Source organism: Mycobacterium hippophais (genome assembly GCF_027529605.1).
Classification (GTDB): domain Bacteria; phylum Actinomycetota; class Actinomycetes; order Mycobacteriales; family Mycobacteriaceae; genus Mycobacterium; species Mycobacterium arseniciresistens.
On the sequence record NZ_JAPZPY010000002.1, the window covers coordinates 547,683 to 563,696 of the forward strand.

Sequence of the window (16,014 nt, forward strand, 5' to 3'; positions counted from 1 at the left end):
ACGGCACTTGCGTCAAAAGAGAATGCCAATACCATCGAGGGCAAGTCCAAGGAGGCCCATGTCCAGCGAGCAAGCGTTCACCGACCGCACCATGGTGGTCTCCGGCGGCAGCCGGGGCATCGGCCTCGCGATCGCGATCGGCGCCGCCCGGCACGGGGCCAACGTCGTGCTGCTGGCCAAGACCGCCGAACCACACCCCAAGCTGCCCGGCACCGTGCACACCGCGGTCGCCGACATCGAGGCCGCGGGCGGAAAGGCCGTCCCCGTCGTGGGCGACGTGCGCAAGGAAGAGGACGTCGCGCGCGCAATCGAGGCCGCCGTCGAGCACTTCGGCGGAATCGACATCGTGGTGAACAACGCCAGCGCGATCGCCACCGAGCCGACCGAGGCGCTGGCCGCCAAGAAGTTCGACCTGATGATGGACATCAACCTGCGCGGCACGTTCCTGCTGACCAAGGCCGCGCTGCCGCACCTGCGCAACTCGGCCAACGCCCACGTCCTCACCCTCGCGCCGCCGCTGAACCTCAGCCCGCGCTGGCTGGGCGCCCACCCGTCCTACACGCTGTCGAAGTACGGGATGACCCTGCTGTCGCAGGGCTGGGCCGCCGAGTACGCAGAAGCCGGCATCGCGTTCAACTGCCTGTGGCCGCAGACCTACATCGCCACCGCCGCGGTCGCGCACATCGGCGAGAAGGCGCTCGAATCGGCCCGCAGCCCGGAGATCATGGCCGACGCCGCCGTCGAGGTGCTGTCCCGGCCTGCGCGTGAGGCCACCGGAAACTGCTACATCGACTCCGAGGTGCTGGCTTCGGCGGGAATCACCGACCTGACCCGCTACGGTGGCGGAGACAACCCCACCCTGGACATCTTCGTCGACGAGGCGGACCGGCCATGAGCATCTCGCTGCTGCTGGAGATGGCCTCGTCCAGCGATCCCGACCGCACCGCTGTGGTCTCCAACGACCTGCGGCTGAGTGCAGGCGAGCTCAGCGCCCTCGCCGACGGCGGGGCGGGCGTGATCACCGCCTCCGGCGCCGCGCACGTCGCCTATGTGGGCACCGGCGGGGCGATGTTGCCGCTGCTGCTGTTCGCCTCCGCGCGTGCCGCCGTGCCGTTCACCCCGCTGAACTACCGGCTCAGCCGCGACGGCCTGCGCGAACTGATCGAGCGGCTCCCCGACGCGCTGGTGATCGTCGACGCCGACTACCGCGACGTCGTCGGCGAGGCCGGCCGCCAGACGATGACCTCCGACGACTTCCTCGCGGCCGCCCGCACGGCAGAACCGGTCGCCGAGTTCGCCGACCCCGATGCCGTCGCGGTGGTGCTCTTCACCTCGGGCACCACGTCGCGGCCGAAGGCCGTCGAGCTCACCCACAACAACCTGACGAGTTACGTGACCGGCACCGTCGAGTTCGGCTCCGCCGCAGAAGAAGACGCTTCGCTGATCTGCGTGCCGCCCTACCACATCGCCGGGGTCGGCGCGGCGATGTCCAACCTCTACGCCGGCCGGAAGATGGTGTATCTGCCCATCTTCGACGCCCGCGAATGGATCCGGCTGATCCGCGACGAGCACGTGACGACGGCAACCGTGGTGCCCACCATGCTCGATCGCATCGTGACGGCGCTGCAGAGCGAACCGGTCGAGTTGCCGACGCTGCGCAACCTCGCCTACGGCGGATCCAAGGTGGCGCTGCCGCTGGTGCGCACCGCGCTCGAGCTCCTCCCCGACGTCGGCTTCGTCAACGCCTACGGCCTCACCGAGACCAGCTCGACGATCGCCGTGCTCGGACCTGACGACCACCGCGCGGCGTTCGGCGCCGACGATCCGGTCGCGGCACGCCGTCTCGGCTCGGTCGGCCAGGTGGTGCCCGGCATCGAGGTGCAGATCCGCGCCGACGACGGCACCGTGCTCGGCCCCGGTGAGACCGGTGAGCTCTATGTGCGCGGCGATCAGGTGTCCGGCCGCTACGCCGAGATCGGTTCGGTGCTCGACGCCGAGGGCTGGTTCCCCACGAGGGACGTCGCGATGCTCGACGACCAGGGCTACCTGTTCATCGGCGGCCGGTCCGACGACACCATCATCCGCGGCGGCGAGAACATCGCGCCCGCCGAGATCGAGGACGTGCTCGTCGAACACCCCGACGTCCACGACGTCGCGGTGATCGGGCCCGAGGACCCGCAGTGGGGCCAGATCATCGTCGCCGTCGTCGTCCCCGCCGCCGGAGCCGACCCCGACCCGGACCTGCTGCGCGAGCACGTCCGCAGCCACCTGCGCGGCTCGCGCACCCCCGACCGCGTGGTGTTCCGCGACGAACTGCCCACCAACGCCACCGGCAAGGTCCTGCGCCGCGAGCTGATCCACGAATTCCAGACGGCCACGAAGGAGCCAGCATGATCAAGAACGGCACCCGCCTGCAGAGCCAGGTCTGCGACACCCAGGTGATCGTGGTGCGCAGCGCCGAGAGCCTCGACGACCTGCGGGCCGGCGGCGCACCGATGGTGCCGCTGGACGGCGAGAAAGCGGCCGACGCGACCCTCGACCCGGCGCTGTCCGACGGGAACGTGATGGGCAAGCGCTACGTCGACGACAACGGCGCCGAGGTGTTGGTGACCAAGGCCGGAAAGGGCACGCTGGCCGTCGGGGACACCCCACTCAGCCTCAAGGAGGCCAAGCCGCTGCCCGCCAGCGACTGACGAGGTTCGGAGCGAAGGGTCGTGCCGCCGCCCGGCCGACTGCGCGCCAGATACGGCGCCGGACTCGCGCTGGCCTACCTGCTGACCGCCGCCGAGGTGGTCGCGATCGCCGTCTCGCTGAGCGCGCAGAGCGTCACGGACGCCCAGGCGCTGCTCAGCCGACAGAATCTGATCGCCACCGCGGTGCTGGTCGCCGTCGGCACCGTAGCCGTCTCGGTCGGCGGCGTCCTGCTGATCGAGCCCGCCCTCCGCCTGCTGAAAGGCGGCGATCGGGATCTGGGCAACCTTCGGACGGTCCGCAACCTGACCCACTGGCAGTCAGCGATCCTCTTGACGCCGTGGGCCGTTGCCGCCGCGGTGATGTTTTCCCTCAACGCTGATGAGGGCGGCGGCGTCATGGCGGTGATCGCCTTCGCAGTGATGTTCGGGACGACCGCGACGGTGGCCACTGGCTTCCTGTTCACCCAGAGCACACTGCGGCCGGTGATGACCGTGACAGCCGGGGACCTCGCGCAAGCCGAGGCCGTCCCGGGCGTCCGCGCGCGGCTGATCCTGATGTGGACCGTGTGCACCGCCCTGCCCGGCGCCGGCATCGTCGCCCTGACCATGTTGCGCCGCAACGGCTGGCTGATCTCCCAGGACGCGTCGGTAGAGGTCCCGGTGCTGGTGCTCGCCGTCGTCGCGGTCATGCTGGGCCTGCGGGCGATGATCGTCGTCTCGCGGTCGATCTCCGATCCGGTGCGCGACGTGGTGGCGGCGATGGCCGAGGTCGAGCGCGGCGACATCGGCCGCCTCGTCGACGTCTACGAACGGTCCGAGATCGGGCGCCTGCAGAGTGGCTTCAACCGGATGGTGATCGGGCTGCGCGAACGGGACCGGTTGCGCGACCTGTTCGGCCGCCACGTCGGTCCCGAGGTGGTCCGCCGCGCGATCGAGGGCACCGAAGCCGTCGCCGGTGACGTGCGTGAGGCCGCGGTGCTGTTCATCGACCTCGTCGGGTCCACCGAACTGGCCACCCACCGGGACCCCCAGCAGGTGGCCGACATCCTCAACGATTTCTTCCGCATCGTGGTCGCCGCCGTCGACGACAACCATGGCCTGGTCAACAAGTTCCAGGGCGACGCCGCGCTCGCGGTGTTCGGCGCACCGCTGCCCATCGACCGGCCGGCCACCGCGGCGCTGACCACCGCAAGAACCCTGAGCATCGAATTGGGATGTCTGTCAGTCGACTTCGGCATCGGAGTGTCGGCCGGTCCGGTGTTCGCCGGCAACATCGGCGCCGAGAACCGCTACGAGTACACCGTCGTCGGGGACGCGGTCAACGAGGCCGCGCGGCTCGCCGACCGCGCCAAGGGCGTCGATGCCCGGGTGCTGTGCTCAGGCGTCGCGCTGCGCGCAGCCGGCGACACCGAACGGCGACGGTGGGCCGAGCACAGCCGGGAGGTGCTGCGCGGCCGGGCCGACCCCACCGACATGTGGGCGCCGACCGCCGCCCGCTGATCCGGTCGAGATCGGCAGGTTACATCCCGAACGCCACCGGGAACCCCCGGACATGACCTCCGATGTCAGGGCCGCCGAACCGGCGGCGGTACGCCAGGCCGTGCGCGGTGCGGCGATCGGCAACACCGTCGAGTGGTTCGACTTCGCCGTCTACGGATTCCTCGCCACCTACATCGCCGCGAAATTCTTCCCGTCCGGCGACGAGACCGCCGCACTGCTGAGCACCTTCGCCATCTTCGCCGCCGCGTTCTTCATGCGGCCGCTGGGCGGACTGTTCTTCGGGCCGCTCGCCGACCGGATCGGGCGCCAGCGGGTGCTCGCGCTGGTCATCCTGCTGATGTCGGCGTCGACCTTCGCCATCGGCCTGGTGCCCAGCTACGACTCCATCGGCGTGTTCGCCCCGGCGCTGCTTCTGGTGCTGCGGTGTCTGCAGGGCTTCTCGGCCGGCGGCGAGTACGGCAGCGGGGCATGCTTTCTCGCGGAGTACGCGCCGAACCGCCACCGCGGCTTCGTGGTGGCGTTCCTCGTCTGGTCGGTGGTGATCGGCTTCCTGCTCGGGTCCATCACCGTCACCCTGCTCGAGGCCGCGCTGAGCGAGCAGGCGATGGAGAGCTACGGGTGGCGCATCCCGTTCCTGATCGCCGGAGTGCTCGGCGGCGTCGGCCTCTATATCCGGCTCCGCCTCGGCGACACACCGGAGTTCGAGCGGCTCAAGGAGTCCGGCGAGGTCTCCGAGTCACCGCTGCGCGAGGCGGTCACCACCTCGTGGCGGCCCATCCTGCAGATCATCGGCCTGGTGATCATCCACAACGTGGGTTTCTACGTGGTCTTCACCTTCCTGCCGAGCTACTTCACCGAGACACTGGGCTTCACGAAGACCGACGCGTTCGTCTCCATCACGGTGGCCAGCATCGTGGCGCTCGTGCTGATCCTCCCGTTGGGCGCACTGTCGGACCGGGTGGGCCGAAAGCCGCTGCTGATCGCGGGCGCGATCGGGTTCGCGGTGTTCAGCTATCCGCTGTTCTGGCTGCTGAACTCCGGATCGCTGGCGGCGGCCGTCGCCGCCCATGCCGGCCTGGCCGCTCTGGAGGCGGTGTTCGTCTCGGCGTCGCTGGCCGCGGGCGCGGAACTCTTCGCCACCAAGGTGCGCTCCAGTGGCTACTCGATCGGCTACAACACGTCGGTCGCCCTGTTCGGCGGCACCACGCCCTACATCGCCACCTGGCTGACCGACCGCACGGGCAACGAACTCGCCCCTGCGATCTATCTCGTCGTCGCCGCCGTCATCACCCTCGCCACCATCATGACGATGCGGGAGACCGCGGGCCGGCCGCTGCGCGACATCGTCGAATAGGCCTGCCGGGCGGGCGATCACGCGATACCGTGACCCATGACCACCCCCGCGGGCGTGCCGCCGCGCACCTCGGGCCTGCGGGTCGCGCTGGCCAGCTTCATCGGCACCACCGTCGAGTACTACGACTTCCTGATCTACGGCACCGCGGCCGCCCTGGTCTTCCCGAAGCTCTTCTTCCCCGACGTCTCGCCGGCGATGGGACTGCTGCTGTCGTTCGCCACCTTCGGGGTCGGGTTCTTCGCCCGGCCGCTGGGCGGAATGGTGTTCGGCCACTTCGGCGATCGCATCGGCCGCAAACGGATGCTGGTCTACTCGCTGCTGCTGATGGGCCTGTCGACGGTGCTGATGGGGCTGTTGCCGACCTACGCACAGATCGGGTGGGCCGCGCCGATCCTGTTGACCCTGCTGCGATTGGTGCAGGGGTTCGCGGTCGGCGGCGAGTGGGGCGGCGCGACACTGATGGCCGTCGAGCACGCTCCTTCGGCCAGAAAGGGTCTCTACGGCGCCTTTCCGCAGATGGGTGCGCCCGCGGGCACCGCGACGGCCACACTCGCCTTTTACGCGGTGTCGCTGCTGCCCGACGACCGGTTCCTGTCCTGGGGCTGGCGAATCCCCTTCCTGGCCAGTGCACTGCTCATCGTCATCGGACTGGTGATCCGGTTGTCCATCGCCGAGAGCCCGGATTTCGCCGCCGTCCGTGAGCGCGCCGCCGTGGTGCGGATGCCGATCGTGGCGGCGTTCCGCAGGCACTGGCGCGAGATCCTGCTGGTGGCCGGCGCCTACCTGTCCCAGGGTGTGTTCGCCTACATCTGCGTGGCGTACCTGGTGTCCTACGGCACGACGGTCGCCGGGATCAGCCGGGCGCAGGCGCTTTTCGGCGTGTTCGTCGCCGCACTGGTGGCGGTGGTGCTCTACCCGCTGTTCGGCGCGCTGTCGGACCGGGTGGGGCGCAAGCCGGTGTTCCTGACCGGCGTGGTCGCGATGGGCGTGTCCGTGGTGCCCGTCTTCGCGCTCATCGACACCGGTGACCCCGGGTTGTTCCTGCTCGCGCTCGTCCTGGTGTTCGGCATCGCGATGGCGCCTGCAGCAGGTGTGACGGGGTCGTTGTTCAGCCTGGTGTTCGACCCCGACGTGCGCTACAGCGGGGTGTCGGTGGGCTACACCCTGTCGCAGGTGGTCGGTTCGGCGTTCGCACCGACCATCGCCACCGCCCTCTACGCCGCCACCGGGACCAGCGACTCGATCGCGGCGTACCTGATCGGGGTGTCGGTGATCTCGGCGATCGCGGTGAGTCTGATGCCCGGCCCGTGGCGGGGCAACCCAGCCGTATGACCGCGCGTCAGGTGTCGATCGCTGTGATCGCCTCGGCGGTGCTCAGGTCGGCATAGGCGAACGAATAGCGTTGCGCCAGGGCCAGAGCGATGTCGGGGCGCTGCCACAGTTCGCCCGCGCTGGCGGTGCACAGCCACAGCGTCAGACCGTGTGCCACCGACGCCCGGTAGCGCAGCCAGACCTCGTCGGACGTCGGCGCCTCGTCGGCGGGCAGGCCGAGCGAACCGCGGTACTCCTCGAGCAGGTCGCGTTCGCTGCTGCGACGGTCCTCGGTGGTCAGCGCGCCCTGCAGGAAGTACCCCAGGTCCAGCGACCAGTTGCCGCGCCGGGCGACCTGCCAGTCCAGGAATCCGATCTCGCCGGTGGGCAGCAGGTAGGTGTTGCCGATGTGCGGATCGCCGTGCAGCAGTGTCTGCGGCGACCTCGTCAGGCTGCGGATGTAGGGCGCCCAGATGTCGCCGATGAGTCCGCCGATGGTGAGTGCCATCACCTCGTCCGGCGCGTCGTCACCCAGTCGGTCGAGCGCGGCCTGCAGGGGCGCCGCGCCCATGCCCTCCCAGGGCACGAACGGTTCCAGCCATTCCAGTTCGGGTGTCTGCGACCGTGCGCCCCAGTACTTTCCGTGCATCCGGGCCAGGCCGCGCACCCCGGTCGCCGCCTGTTCGACGGTCAGCGGGCGGGTGGCATCGCGCGGGTCGGCGTCACGGGCCGTCAGGTCCTCCATGACCAGGATGAAATCTTCGCGGGCCTCGTCGATCACGGCGGCGTACACGGTCGGGTGCTCCAGCGGCAGCTCGACGCCCGAGTTGAACAACCGGGGCTCGTGGAACAGCCCACTGGTCAGCCGCACCAGATCGCGATGGCCGGGGTCGACCGCCTTGACGAACACCGTCTCCGGCCCCGAACCCGAGGTGTAGCCCAGCCGCAGCCGGGCCCGCCGGTTGGTGCCGTCGTCGCGCAGGTCGACACTGACCGAGCCCACCACCGCGTCCGGGTGGTGATCACCGAGCGCCGCGGTCATCCAGACCGGGGTGATGTCGTCCCAGTCGTTCGGGACCGTCAACTCGACGCTGGTCATCGGACGATGGCGGGCATCGAATCCCAGCCGCGCACAGTCGAAGTGGGAGAAAGGGCGGCGTTGGCCATGTCGACGTCCCATTCCGGGAAGCGTTTGAGGATCTCCTCGAGCGCGATGCGGCCCTCCAGCCGGGCCAGCGCCGAGCCGAGGCAGTAGTGGGTGCCGACACTGAACGCGAGGTGCTGGCGCGGTTCGCGGTGGATGTCGAACACGTCGCCGTCAGGCGGGTACTGCCGGTGATCGCGCACCGCCGCGCCGATCAGCATCATCATCACGCTGCCTTCCGGCACGGTCTGGCCGTGGATCTCGACGTCCCGCGTGACGTAGCGCGCGACGTGCGGCGCGGGCGGCTCGAAGCGCAGCAGCTCCTCGATCGCCTGCGGGATGAGCGCCGGGTTCTCGACGAGTTCGCGGCGCTGGTCGGGATGTTCGGCGAGCACCTTGGCCGCCCAGCCGATCAGGCGGGTGGTGGTCTCGTTGCCCGCGCCGGCGACGACGTTGATGTAGATCAGCAGTTCCTCGCGGCTGAGGTGGCGCTTGACCCCGTGCTCGTCGGTGAATTCGACGTTGAGCAGTTCGGTCATGATGTCGTCGGAGGGGTTCTCCGTGCGCCAGTCGATGTAGGCCTCGAAGATGGAGCCGTCGACCAGGCCGTCCTGCGCGGCCGCCATCGGCTTGCCCGCCTCGGTGCGCAGCTGCGCGTTGCCGTGGTCGCGGATCTTTTCCTGATCCTCCTCGGGTATGCCGAGCAGTGCGCTGATCACCCGCATCGGCATGATGGCGCCGAAGTCGGTGATGAAGTCGAACCGTCCCGACTCCATCGCCGGATCGAGGCTCTGGGCGCAGAATTCGCGGATCTTGGGCTCCAGCGCGTTGACCTTGCGCGGGGTGAACATCCGGGCGAGCAGCTTGCGGTGGATGTCGTGGATCGGCGGGTCCTCGAAGATCACGGTGCCCGGCGGGATGTCGATGTTGGCCTTGATGAGCTCGACGATCGCGCCGCGCGCGGAGCTGAACGTGCCGTGGTCGACGAGCGCCTTGCAGACGTCCTCGAACCGGCTCACCGCATAGAAGTCGTGCTGGGCGTTGTAGTAGAGCGGCGCCTCTTCGCGCAGGCGCTTGAACATGGGATAGGGGTCGGCATTGAGTTCGACGTCGTAGGGGTCGAAGTAGACGCCGGGGCTGGCACTCACGGTCACGGAAATCCCTCTCTTTACGCGAGTGGCAGCTTACACGCGTAAGTATTACAAGTAACCCCCGATCTGTTAAGCGGTCGGCTTAGCGATCAGGTCGATTCGCGCTGGATCAGCGTGGCCACGTGCTCGATGCCCGGGTCGTGCTCGGTGGGGTAACCGAGCTCGGCCATCATCGCGGCGACGGACACCTCGACGATCACCCGAGCGTCGAATCCCACCGAGGTCAGCGGCGGTCCGCTCACCGCGCCGAGCGGGCGGGCGTCGACGCCCATCACGGCCAGGTCCTCGGGGCAGCGCAGGCCCGCCTGACGCAGCCCGTGCAGCACCACGAAGGCCGTCTCGTCGCTCTGGGCGCAGACCGCGGTCACTCCGTCGTCGACCAGCGTGCGCACCTGATCGGCCGCGCCGGAGCCGTCGGTGGCGAAGGTGGCGACCTCGAGGTCGGGCAGGCCTCGCGCGCCTGCTGCGACACGCAGCCCCTCCAACCAGTAGTCCCCCAGCGGGCGCAGGCGGTCGATGTCGGAGTGGGCGAAGGCGATCCGGCGGTGCCCGCGCTCGGCGAGGTGGCCGATCCGCAGCTCGCCGATGGACAGGTGCAGCGCGCCCATCGCGCGCAGCTGGGCGCTGCCGAGGTGGATCTGCGGGATGCCGCGGGCGCTCACCGCCGCCAGCGCGGCACCGGTGAGGGGGAACACGCTGGTGACGGCCGCCGGATCGAGGTCGGTGACGGCGTCGATCACGTTGCGGTCGTCGTCGGTCTCGAACTGCAGCGAGAGCACGACGCCGTGACGCGCCAACGCGGTGGTCAACCGGCTGCCGACCTCCATGGGCAGTTCGCCAAGCGCGATCCGCGGGACGATGTAGAGCACCACACCGCTGCCGCCGACGGCGAGGTTGCGGGCCGCGAGATTCGGCCGGTAGCCGAGGCGGTCGGCGGCGTCGCGCACCGCGGCCCGGGTCTGCGGCGAGATCCGCTGACCCTCGACGTTGTTGAGCACGTAGCTGACCGTGGCCGTCGAGACGTTCGCGAGCCGTGCCACGTCGGCCTTGGTCGGCCTCGCCGCTCCCCTCACTGCCACGGGGTCATCGTCGCATGTCAGGCCGCAGACCGACGGGCCTCGGCACCGCCGGCTGCCAGCGGGCGGCCCGCGGACTCCCGCAGCGTCAGCAGGGTCGCCGCCGACACCACCGCCGCGACGATCAGGTAGACCGCCGGCGCGAGGTTGTTCCCGGTCTCGCTGATCAGCCAGGTGACCACGTAGGGCGTGGTGCCGCCGAACACCGCGACCGAGATGTTGTAGCCGATCGAGAAGCCGCTGTAGCGGACCCGGGTGGCGAACAGTTCCACCCCCGCGGTCACCGCCGCGGCCACGTAGACCGACTCGATGGCCGCCAGCACGCAGTGCGCGACGACGGCGGCGACCACCGAGCCCGAGTTCAGCAGCAGGAACAACGGATACGACCCCAACGCGAATGCCACCGCCCCGCCGATGAGCAGCGGCCTGCGACCGATCCGGTCCGACAGCGCCGCGAGCGGCAGGATCAGCACCAGCGCGACCAGGCTGGCCAGCGTGACCGAGACGAACGACGTCGTCCTGCTGAGCTGCAGCGTGCTGATCATGTAGGTCGGCAGCACCGTGAACACCACGTAGTAGCCGACGTTGAAGACGACGAACAGGCCGATCACCTGCAGGATGGGCCGCAGCGCCGTGGTGGCGGCCTCGCGCAGCGGTGAGGCGGCGACGTCGTCGGACGCGCTGAGCGCCTCGAACTGCGGGGTGTCGTCCAGCTTGAGCCGGATGTAGAGGCCGACCAGGCCGAGCGGTGCGGCGATCAGGAACGGGATGCGCCAGCCGTAGCTCTCCATCGCCGCGTTGGACAGCGTCGCTTGCAGGACGGTGACGGTGATCGAGCCGAGCAGGAAGCCCAGCACACCGGACCAGGCGATGAACGTGACGGTCAGCCCGCGGCGGCGATCGCGGGCGTACTCGGCGAGATACACTGCGCCACCGCCGTATTCGCCACCGGCGGAGAAGCCCTGCAGGCAGCGCAGGACCAGCAGCAGCAGCGGGGCCGCGACGCCGATCGCCGAATAGGTGGGCAGCAGGCCGATCCCGAGTGTGGCGGCCGACATCAGCAGGATCACCAGGGCCAGCACGCGCTGCCTGCCGATGCGGTCGCCCAGTGGCCCGAACACGAATCCACCGAGCGGACGCATGAAGAACGCCGCCGCGAAGATCGCGAACGTCTTGAGCAGTGCGGCGGTGTCGTCACCGGAGGGGAAGAAGTTCGCCGCGATGAACGTCGCCAGGAAGCCGTAGATCGCGAAGTCGAACCACTCGACGGCATTGCCGATCGACGCGCCGGTGACGGCCTTGCGCACCGCGGCGGCGTCGGCCTCGCGGACGGGGGCGGGCTGGCTGTCCATGGCGAGACGGGAGCCTACACCGCACTTACCCGCATAAGTAGTGGTTCAGAGCCCGAGCCGGACGGGCCTCGCCGGTCAGAGCCGGCTGATCGCCTCGGACGCCTCGGACGCCGTGATCCGGCGCCTGTCCAAGGCCTCGCTGATCGCCTTGACGTCGGACACCATCTCCGCGTACTCGCGCAGCCGCATCAATTGCCGCTTCATCGGCCTTCCTTTCGTCGCCTCTTCGTTCACTCCAACGCCGCAGCGCCGCCGCCGGACGTCGCGGAACGCGGTGAGGTCGGTCACGACAGCGGTGACGTTGCGCACTGCGGCAACCGATCCGGATGCAGGCCACACGATCGCGTCACACCGGGCCCGCCGGGTTGCATACTGCTCACATGTCAGGTGTGCGATGAAAGCCGTGAGCTGTCGGGCCGGTGCGCTGGAGGTCGTCGAGTTGGCCGACCCGAAGCCGGCCGACGGTCAGTTGGTGCTCGACGTGACGCGTTGCGGGATCTGCGGCTCCGATCTGCATGCCCGCCACCACGCCGACGAGCTGGTAGGGGTGATGGACGAAGTCGGCTACCGGGACTTCATGCGCAGCGACACCCCCGTGGTGATGGGGCACGAGTTCTGCGGCACCGTCGCCGAACGCGGCCGCCGCGCCGCGAAGGAGTTCAAGGCGGGCACCACCGTGGTGTCGTTCCCGTTGCTGCGCACCCACGGCGGCGTCCACCTCACCGGCCTGTCACCGAAGGCGCCGGGCGGCTATGCCGAACAGGTGGTGGTCGAGGCGGCGATGAGCTTCGTCGTGCCGAACGGGCTCGCCCCCGACATCGCCGCGTTGACCGAGCCGATGGCGGTGGCGCTGCACGCCGTGCGACGCAGCGAGATCGCCAAGCGCGACACCGCCGTCGTGCTGGGGTGCGGGCCGGTCGGTCTCGCCGTCATCTGCCATCTCAAGTCGCTCGGCGTCTCCAAGATCGTGGCGAGCGACTTCTCCCCCGGTCGCCGGGCGCTGGCCACCCGCTGCGGCGCGGACGTGGTGGTGGACCCCGCGGTCGACTCGCCGTACTCCGCCGCCTCCCAGAAGGGCGCGATCACCGAGGCGCCCGCCCTGTACGAACTCGGGATGTCGTCGATGGAGAAGCTGCGACGGCTCCCCGGCTGGGCGCACGTGTACCGGGCGGCCGACGCGCTGGGCGCCGCGGGCCCGAAGCGGCCGGTGATCTTCGAATGTGTCGGCGTCCCCGGCATGATCGACGGCGCCCTCGCCGGCGCGCCGCTGCAGTCGCGGGTGATCGTCGTCGGCGTCTGCATGGGCGAGGACACGCTGCGGCCGTCGATGGGCATCGCCAAGGAGATCGACCTGCGCTTCGTGTTCGGTTACACCCCGCTGGAGTTCCGCGACACCCTGCATCTGCTCGCCGACGGCAAGGTCGACGCGTCGGCACTGGTGACCGGCACCGTGGGCCTCGACGGCGTGGCCGCCGCGTTCGACGCGCTCGGCGATCCGGAGGCGCACGCGAAGATCCTCATCGACCCCGCCAGCAGCGCGACGGCTCCGGTGGCCACGGCGTGACCGACACACCGGCGCCCACCGGGGTCGCCGGCGAGGTGGTCGGCAGCCTCGGCCCGAACTGGTTCGCGTCGGTGATGGGCACCGGCATCGTCGCGACGGCCGCGGCGACACTGCCCGTGCACCTGCCCGGACTGCGCGCCTTCGCCCAGGGCGTCTGGGTGTTCGCCGCCGCGCTGCTCCTGCTGCTCGTGATCGCGGTGACGCTGAACTGGGCACGGCACCCGACCATCGCGCGCGGTCATGCCCGCAACCCGCAGATGGTCCACTTCTACGGCGCCGCGCCGATGGCGTTCCTCACCGTGGGGGCGGGCACGTTGCTCCTCGGCGCCGATCTGATCGGCACAGACCTTGCCGTCGACATCAACTGGCTGCTCTGGTCCGTCGGCACCGCGGGAGGGCTGTTCACCGCGATGACCATCCCGTTTCTGATGTTCACCCAGCACGAGGTGGAACCGGACGCCGCGTTCGGCGGGTGGCTGATGCCGGTCGTCCCGCCGATGGTGTCGGCGGCGACCGGTGCGCTGCTCATCCCCCACATGGCACCCGGCGCCGGACGGGCCACCATGCTCTACGCCTGTTACGCGATGTTCGGCATGTCGCTGGTGGCCGCGCTGATCATCGTCACGATGATCTGGAGCAGGCTGACGCACTACGGCACATCGGGGACCGCACGGGTGCCGACGCTGTGGATCGTGCTCGGCCCGGTCGGCCAGTCCATCACCGCCGCAGGCACACTCGGCGGCCAGGCCCACCTCGCGGTGGACGCGCCGATCGCGGAGGCGTTCAACCTGCTGGCGATCCTGTACGGCATCCCGATGTGGGGTTTCGGCGTGCTGTGGGTGGCGCTGGCGACATCGCTGACCGTGCGGACGCTGCGGCGCGGGATGCCGTTCGCCTTGACGTGGTGGAGCCTGACCTTTCCCGTCGGCACCTTCGTCACCGGCACCTCACAACTGGCCCTGCACACGGGCCTGCCCGCGCTGCGGGTCGCGGCGGTGATCGCCTATGCGGGGCTGCTGTGCACCTGGCTGCTGGTGGCGGTGCGCACCGCGCTGGGCAGCGCGCGCGGGGACCTGCTGCACCCGCCGCTGAACCCGGGCCCGGTGCGGGCGCGCAAGGATCCCGCCCGCTGAGGCACGGGGCCGTCCCAACGGATCGCCCGAGCCAAGTAAGGTGACCCTAATTTGGATCGCCCGCATGCGCCGCGGGCAAGCGAGGGGAGGCAACCGGTGTCCGACGCTTCGGAGTTCTCACTGGTGATCGGTTATGCCAGTGACATGGGGTCGGCCGAGTACGTCGCCTACCAGCTCGCCACGGCGCTCAAGGAGATCGGCATCGACGCCACCGAGACCGAGCTCAACGACATCGGCTACGACGACCTGCGCGGCGCCACCCACTTCATCGTCGTCGCATCGACATGGGGTGACGGCGAGCTGCCGGACAACGGCACCCTGTTCTGGGAGATGCTGAGCGCGCAGGACGCCGACCGGCTGGACCATCTCGATTTCGCGGTCTTCGCCCTCGGCGACAGCGGCTACGAGCTGTTCTGCAACGCGGGCAAGATCATCGACGAGCGGCTGGCCGAACTGGGAGCGACGCGCGTCGCCGACCGGGTCGACTGCGACGGCTACTACGAGTCGGAGTCCGAGGCGTGGATCCCGGACATGGTCAAGCTGCTGGAGGTGGCCCGCGCGGCGACCGGAGGCGCCGCACCGAGCGTGGTGGCCGTCGCGGCGCAGGAGGCCGATGCACCCGCACCGTGCCCGTGGACCCACCACAACCCGTACGCCGCCCGCCTGGTGGTCAACCGCAGGCTCAACGCCGCCGCCTCCGACAAGGAGGTGTGCCACTTCGAGATCGACCTCGGTGACTCGGGGATCACGTACGCGGCAGGCGATTCGATCGCCGTACACCCCGTCAACGATCCGGCGCTGGTCCAGGCGATGCTCAGCCGGCTGGGAGTCGGGGTGGATCACGAGGTCGACGGCCACGACCTGACACTCGACGAACTGCTCCTCGAGCACTTCGAGATCCGGACGCCGTCGCGGGCCCTGCGGGAACTCGTCGCGTCGCGCATCGGGGGCACCCCGGCCGACGTCGACGTGCTCGACCTGATCGACATGGCGGACCTGGACGTGCACGAGGTACTGGACACGTTGCGGCCGTTGCAGTTCCGCGACTACTCGATCGCCTCCAGTCCGCTGGAGCACCCGAATCGCGTGCACCTCACGGTGGCGACGGTGCGGCACGCGGTACGCGACCGCCGCCGCGGCGGCGTCGCGTCGACGTACCTGGCCGATCGGTGCCAGACCGTCCGGGTGCACCCGCGGCCGAACCACCACTTCCGGCTGCCCGCTCCCGACGTGCCGATCATCATGGTCGGGCCGGGCACCGGCATCGCGCCGTTCCGCGCCTTCCTGCAAGAGCGGCGGGCCACCGGGGCGAGCGGGAAGTCGTGGCTGTTCTTCGGCGACCGCAGGCGCGCGACCGATTATCTCTACGGCGACGAACTGCAGGGCTTCCTCGATGCGGGCGTGCTGAGCCGAATGGACCTGGCGTTCTCCCGGGATGGCGCCCGCAAAGATTATGTGCAGCACCACATGCTGGCCGGCGCCGCAGACCTGTACGCGTGGCTCGAGGAGGGCGCGTACTTCTACGTCTGCGGCGACGCCGACCACATGGCCCGCGACGTCGACCGCACACTGCACGACGTCGTCGGGAAAGCGGGCGGCAAGTCGGCCGACGAGGCCCACGCCTACGTCAACGACCTGATCCGCAGCCACCGCTACGTGCGCGACGTGTACTGAGTGCGGGCGGGTTGCGCGCTCACGGGCGTGTACGCACCTGCTCCCGTCAACATTTGTTGACG

14 protein-coding genes are annotated in these 16,014 nt (G+C 69.7%); 9 read left to right on the plus strand and 5 right to left on the minus strand.

The features are described 5' to 3' along the window. The first annotated feature begins 58 nt into the window (after positions 1 to 58). From O6P37_RS08245 to O6P37_RS08270, 6 genes are read left to right on the plus strand one after another with little or no spacing between them, the layout of a single operon-like run. A complete protein-coding gene (locus tag O6P37_RS08245) occupies positions 59 to 895 on the plus strand; it encodes an SDR family oxidoreductase (RefSeq protein ID WP_269893583.1) in 837 nt (278 codons plus the stop codon). Further along, positions 892 to 2,394: a class I adenylate-forming enzyme family protein gene (locus O6P37_RS08250; RefSeq protein WP_269893584.1), complete on the plus strand. Its 1,503-nt coding sequence runs from the start codon at positions 892 to 894 to the stop codon at positions 2,392 to 2,394. The genes O6P37_RS08245 and O6P37_RS08250 overlap by 4 nt, the downstream gene beginning before the upstream one ends. Continuing rightward, positions 2,391 to 2,693 (plus strand): hypothetical protein, encoded by a 303-nt coding sequence (locus O6P37_RS08255; RefSeq protein WP_264013317.1) that lies wholly within the window; start codon positions 2,391 to 2,393, stop codon positions 2,691 to 2,693. The genes O6P37_RS08250 and O6P37_RS08255 overlap by 4 nt, the downstream gene beginning before the upstream one ends. A 21-nt stretch (positions 2,694 to 2,714) precedes the next feature. Continuing rightward, positions 2,715 to 4,193: an adenylate/guanylate cyclase domain-containing protein gene (locus O6P37_RS08260; RefSeq protein ID WP_269893585.1), complete on the plus strand. Its 1,479-nt coding sequence runs from the start codon at positions 2,715 to 2,717 to the stop codon at positions 4,191 to 4,193. A 52-nt stretch (positions 4,194 to 4,245) separates the two neighbouring features. Further along, the gene (locus O6P37_RS08265; RefSeq protein ID WP_269893586.1) at positions 4,246 to 5,547 is read left to right on the plus strand and encodes an MFS transporter; all 1,302 of its coding nucleotides are present in this window, start codon (positions 4,246 to 4,248) and stop codon (positions 5,545 to 5,547) included. A 36-nt stretch (positions 5,548 to 5,583) separates the two neighbouring features. Continuing rightward, positions 5,584 to 6,879: an MFS transporter gene (locus O6P37_RS08270; protein WP_269893587.1), complete on the plus strand. Its 1,296-nt coding sequence runs from the start codon at positions 5,584 to 5,586 to the stop codon at positions 6,877 to 6,879. 7 nt (positions 6,880 to 6,886) lie between these two features. Here the strand turns inward: O6P37_RS08270 and O6P37_RS08275 are convergent, their stop codons facing one another. The 5 genes from O6P37_RS08275 to O6P37_RS08295 all read right to left on the minus strand — a co-directional run bounded on the left by O6P37_RS08275 (position 6,887) and on the right by O6P37_RS08295 (position 11,785). Next, a complete protein-coding gene (locus tag O6P37_RS08275) occupies positions 6,887 to 7,957 on the minus strand; it encodes a phosphotransferase (protein ID WP_269893588.1) in 1,071 nt (356 codons plus the stop codon). Then, a complete protein-coding gene (locus O6P37_RS08280; RefSeq protein WP_269893589.1) occupies positions 7,954 to 9,156 on the minus strand; it encodes a cytochrome P450 in 1,203 nt (400 codons plus the stop codon). The genes O6P37_RS08275 and O6P37_RS08280 overlap by 4 nt, the downstream gene beginning before the upstream one ends. A gap of 86 nt (positions 9,157 to 9,242) precedes the next feature. Further along, the gene (locus tag O6P37_RS08285; RefSeq protein ID WP_269893590.1) at positions 9,243 to 10,232 is read right to left on the minus strand and encodes a LacI family DNA-binding transcriptional regulator; all 990 of its coding nucleotides are present in this window, start codon (positions 10,230 to 10,232) and stop codon (positions 9,243 to 9,245) included. A 17-nt stretch (positions 10,233 to 10,249) separates the two neighbouring features. Beyond that, complete coding sequence (locus O6P37_RS08290; RefSeq protein WP_269893591.1) at positions 10,250 to 11,581, minus strand: MFS transporter; 1,332 nt, start codon at positions 11,579 to 11,581, stop codon at positions 10,250 to 10,252. A 75-nt stretch (positions 11,582 to 11,656) separates the two neighbouring features. Then, positions 11,657 to 11,785, minus strand: coding sequence for a hypothetical protein (locus tag O6P37_RS08295; RefSeq protein ID WP_269893592.1), 129 nt, complete (start codon positions 11,783 to 11,785; stop codon positions 11,657 to 11,659). Between the two features lie 190 nt (positions 11,786 to 11,975). On the opposite strand from O6P37_RS08295, the gene O6P37_RS08300 reads away from it, so the two are divergent. From O6P37_RS08300 to O6P37_RS08310, 3 genes are all read left to right on the plus strand, one after another. Then, positions 11,976 to 13,145, plus strand: a complete 1,170-nt coding sequence (locus tag O6P37_RS08300; RefSeq protein ID WP_269893593.1) for a zinc-binding dehydrogenase — start codon at positions 11,976 to 11,978, stop codon at positions 13,143 to 13,145. Beyond that, the gene (locus O6P37_RS08305; RefSeq protein WP_269893594.1) at positions 13,142 to 14,278 is read left to right on the plus strand and encodes a TDT family transporter; all 1,137 of its coding nucleotides are present in this window, start codon (positions 13,142 to 13,144) and stop codon (positions 14,276 to 14,278) included. The genes O6P37_RS08300 and O6P37_RS08305 overlap by 4 nt, the downstream gene beginning before the upstream one ends. A gap of 96 nt (positions 14,279 to 14,374) precedes the next feature. Next, on the plus strand, positions 14,375 to 15,952 hold the full coding sequence (locus O6P37_RS08310) for a diflavin oxidoreductase (RefSeq protein ID WP_269893595.1): 1,578 nt from the start codon (positions 14,375 to 14,377) through the stop codon (positions 15,950 to 15,952). The last annotated feature ends 62 nt before the right edge of the window (positions 15,953 to 16,014 follow it).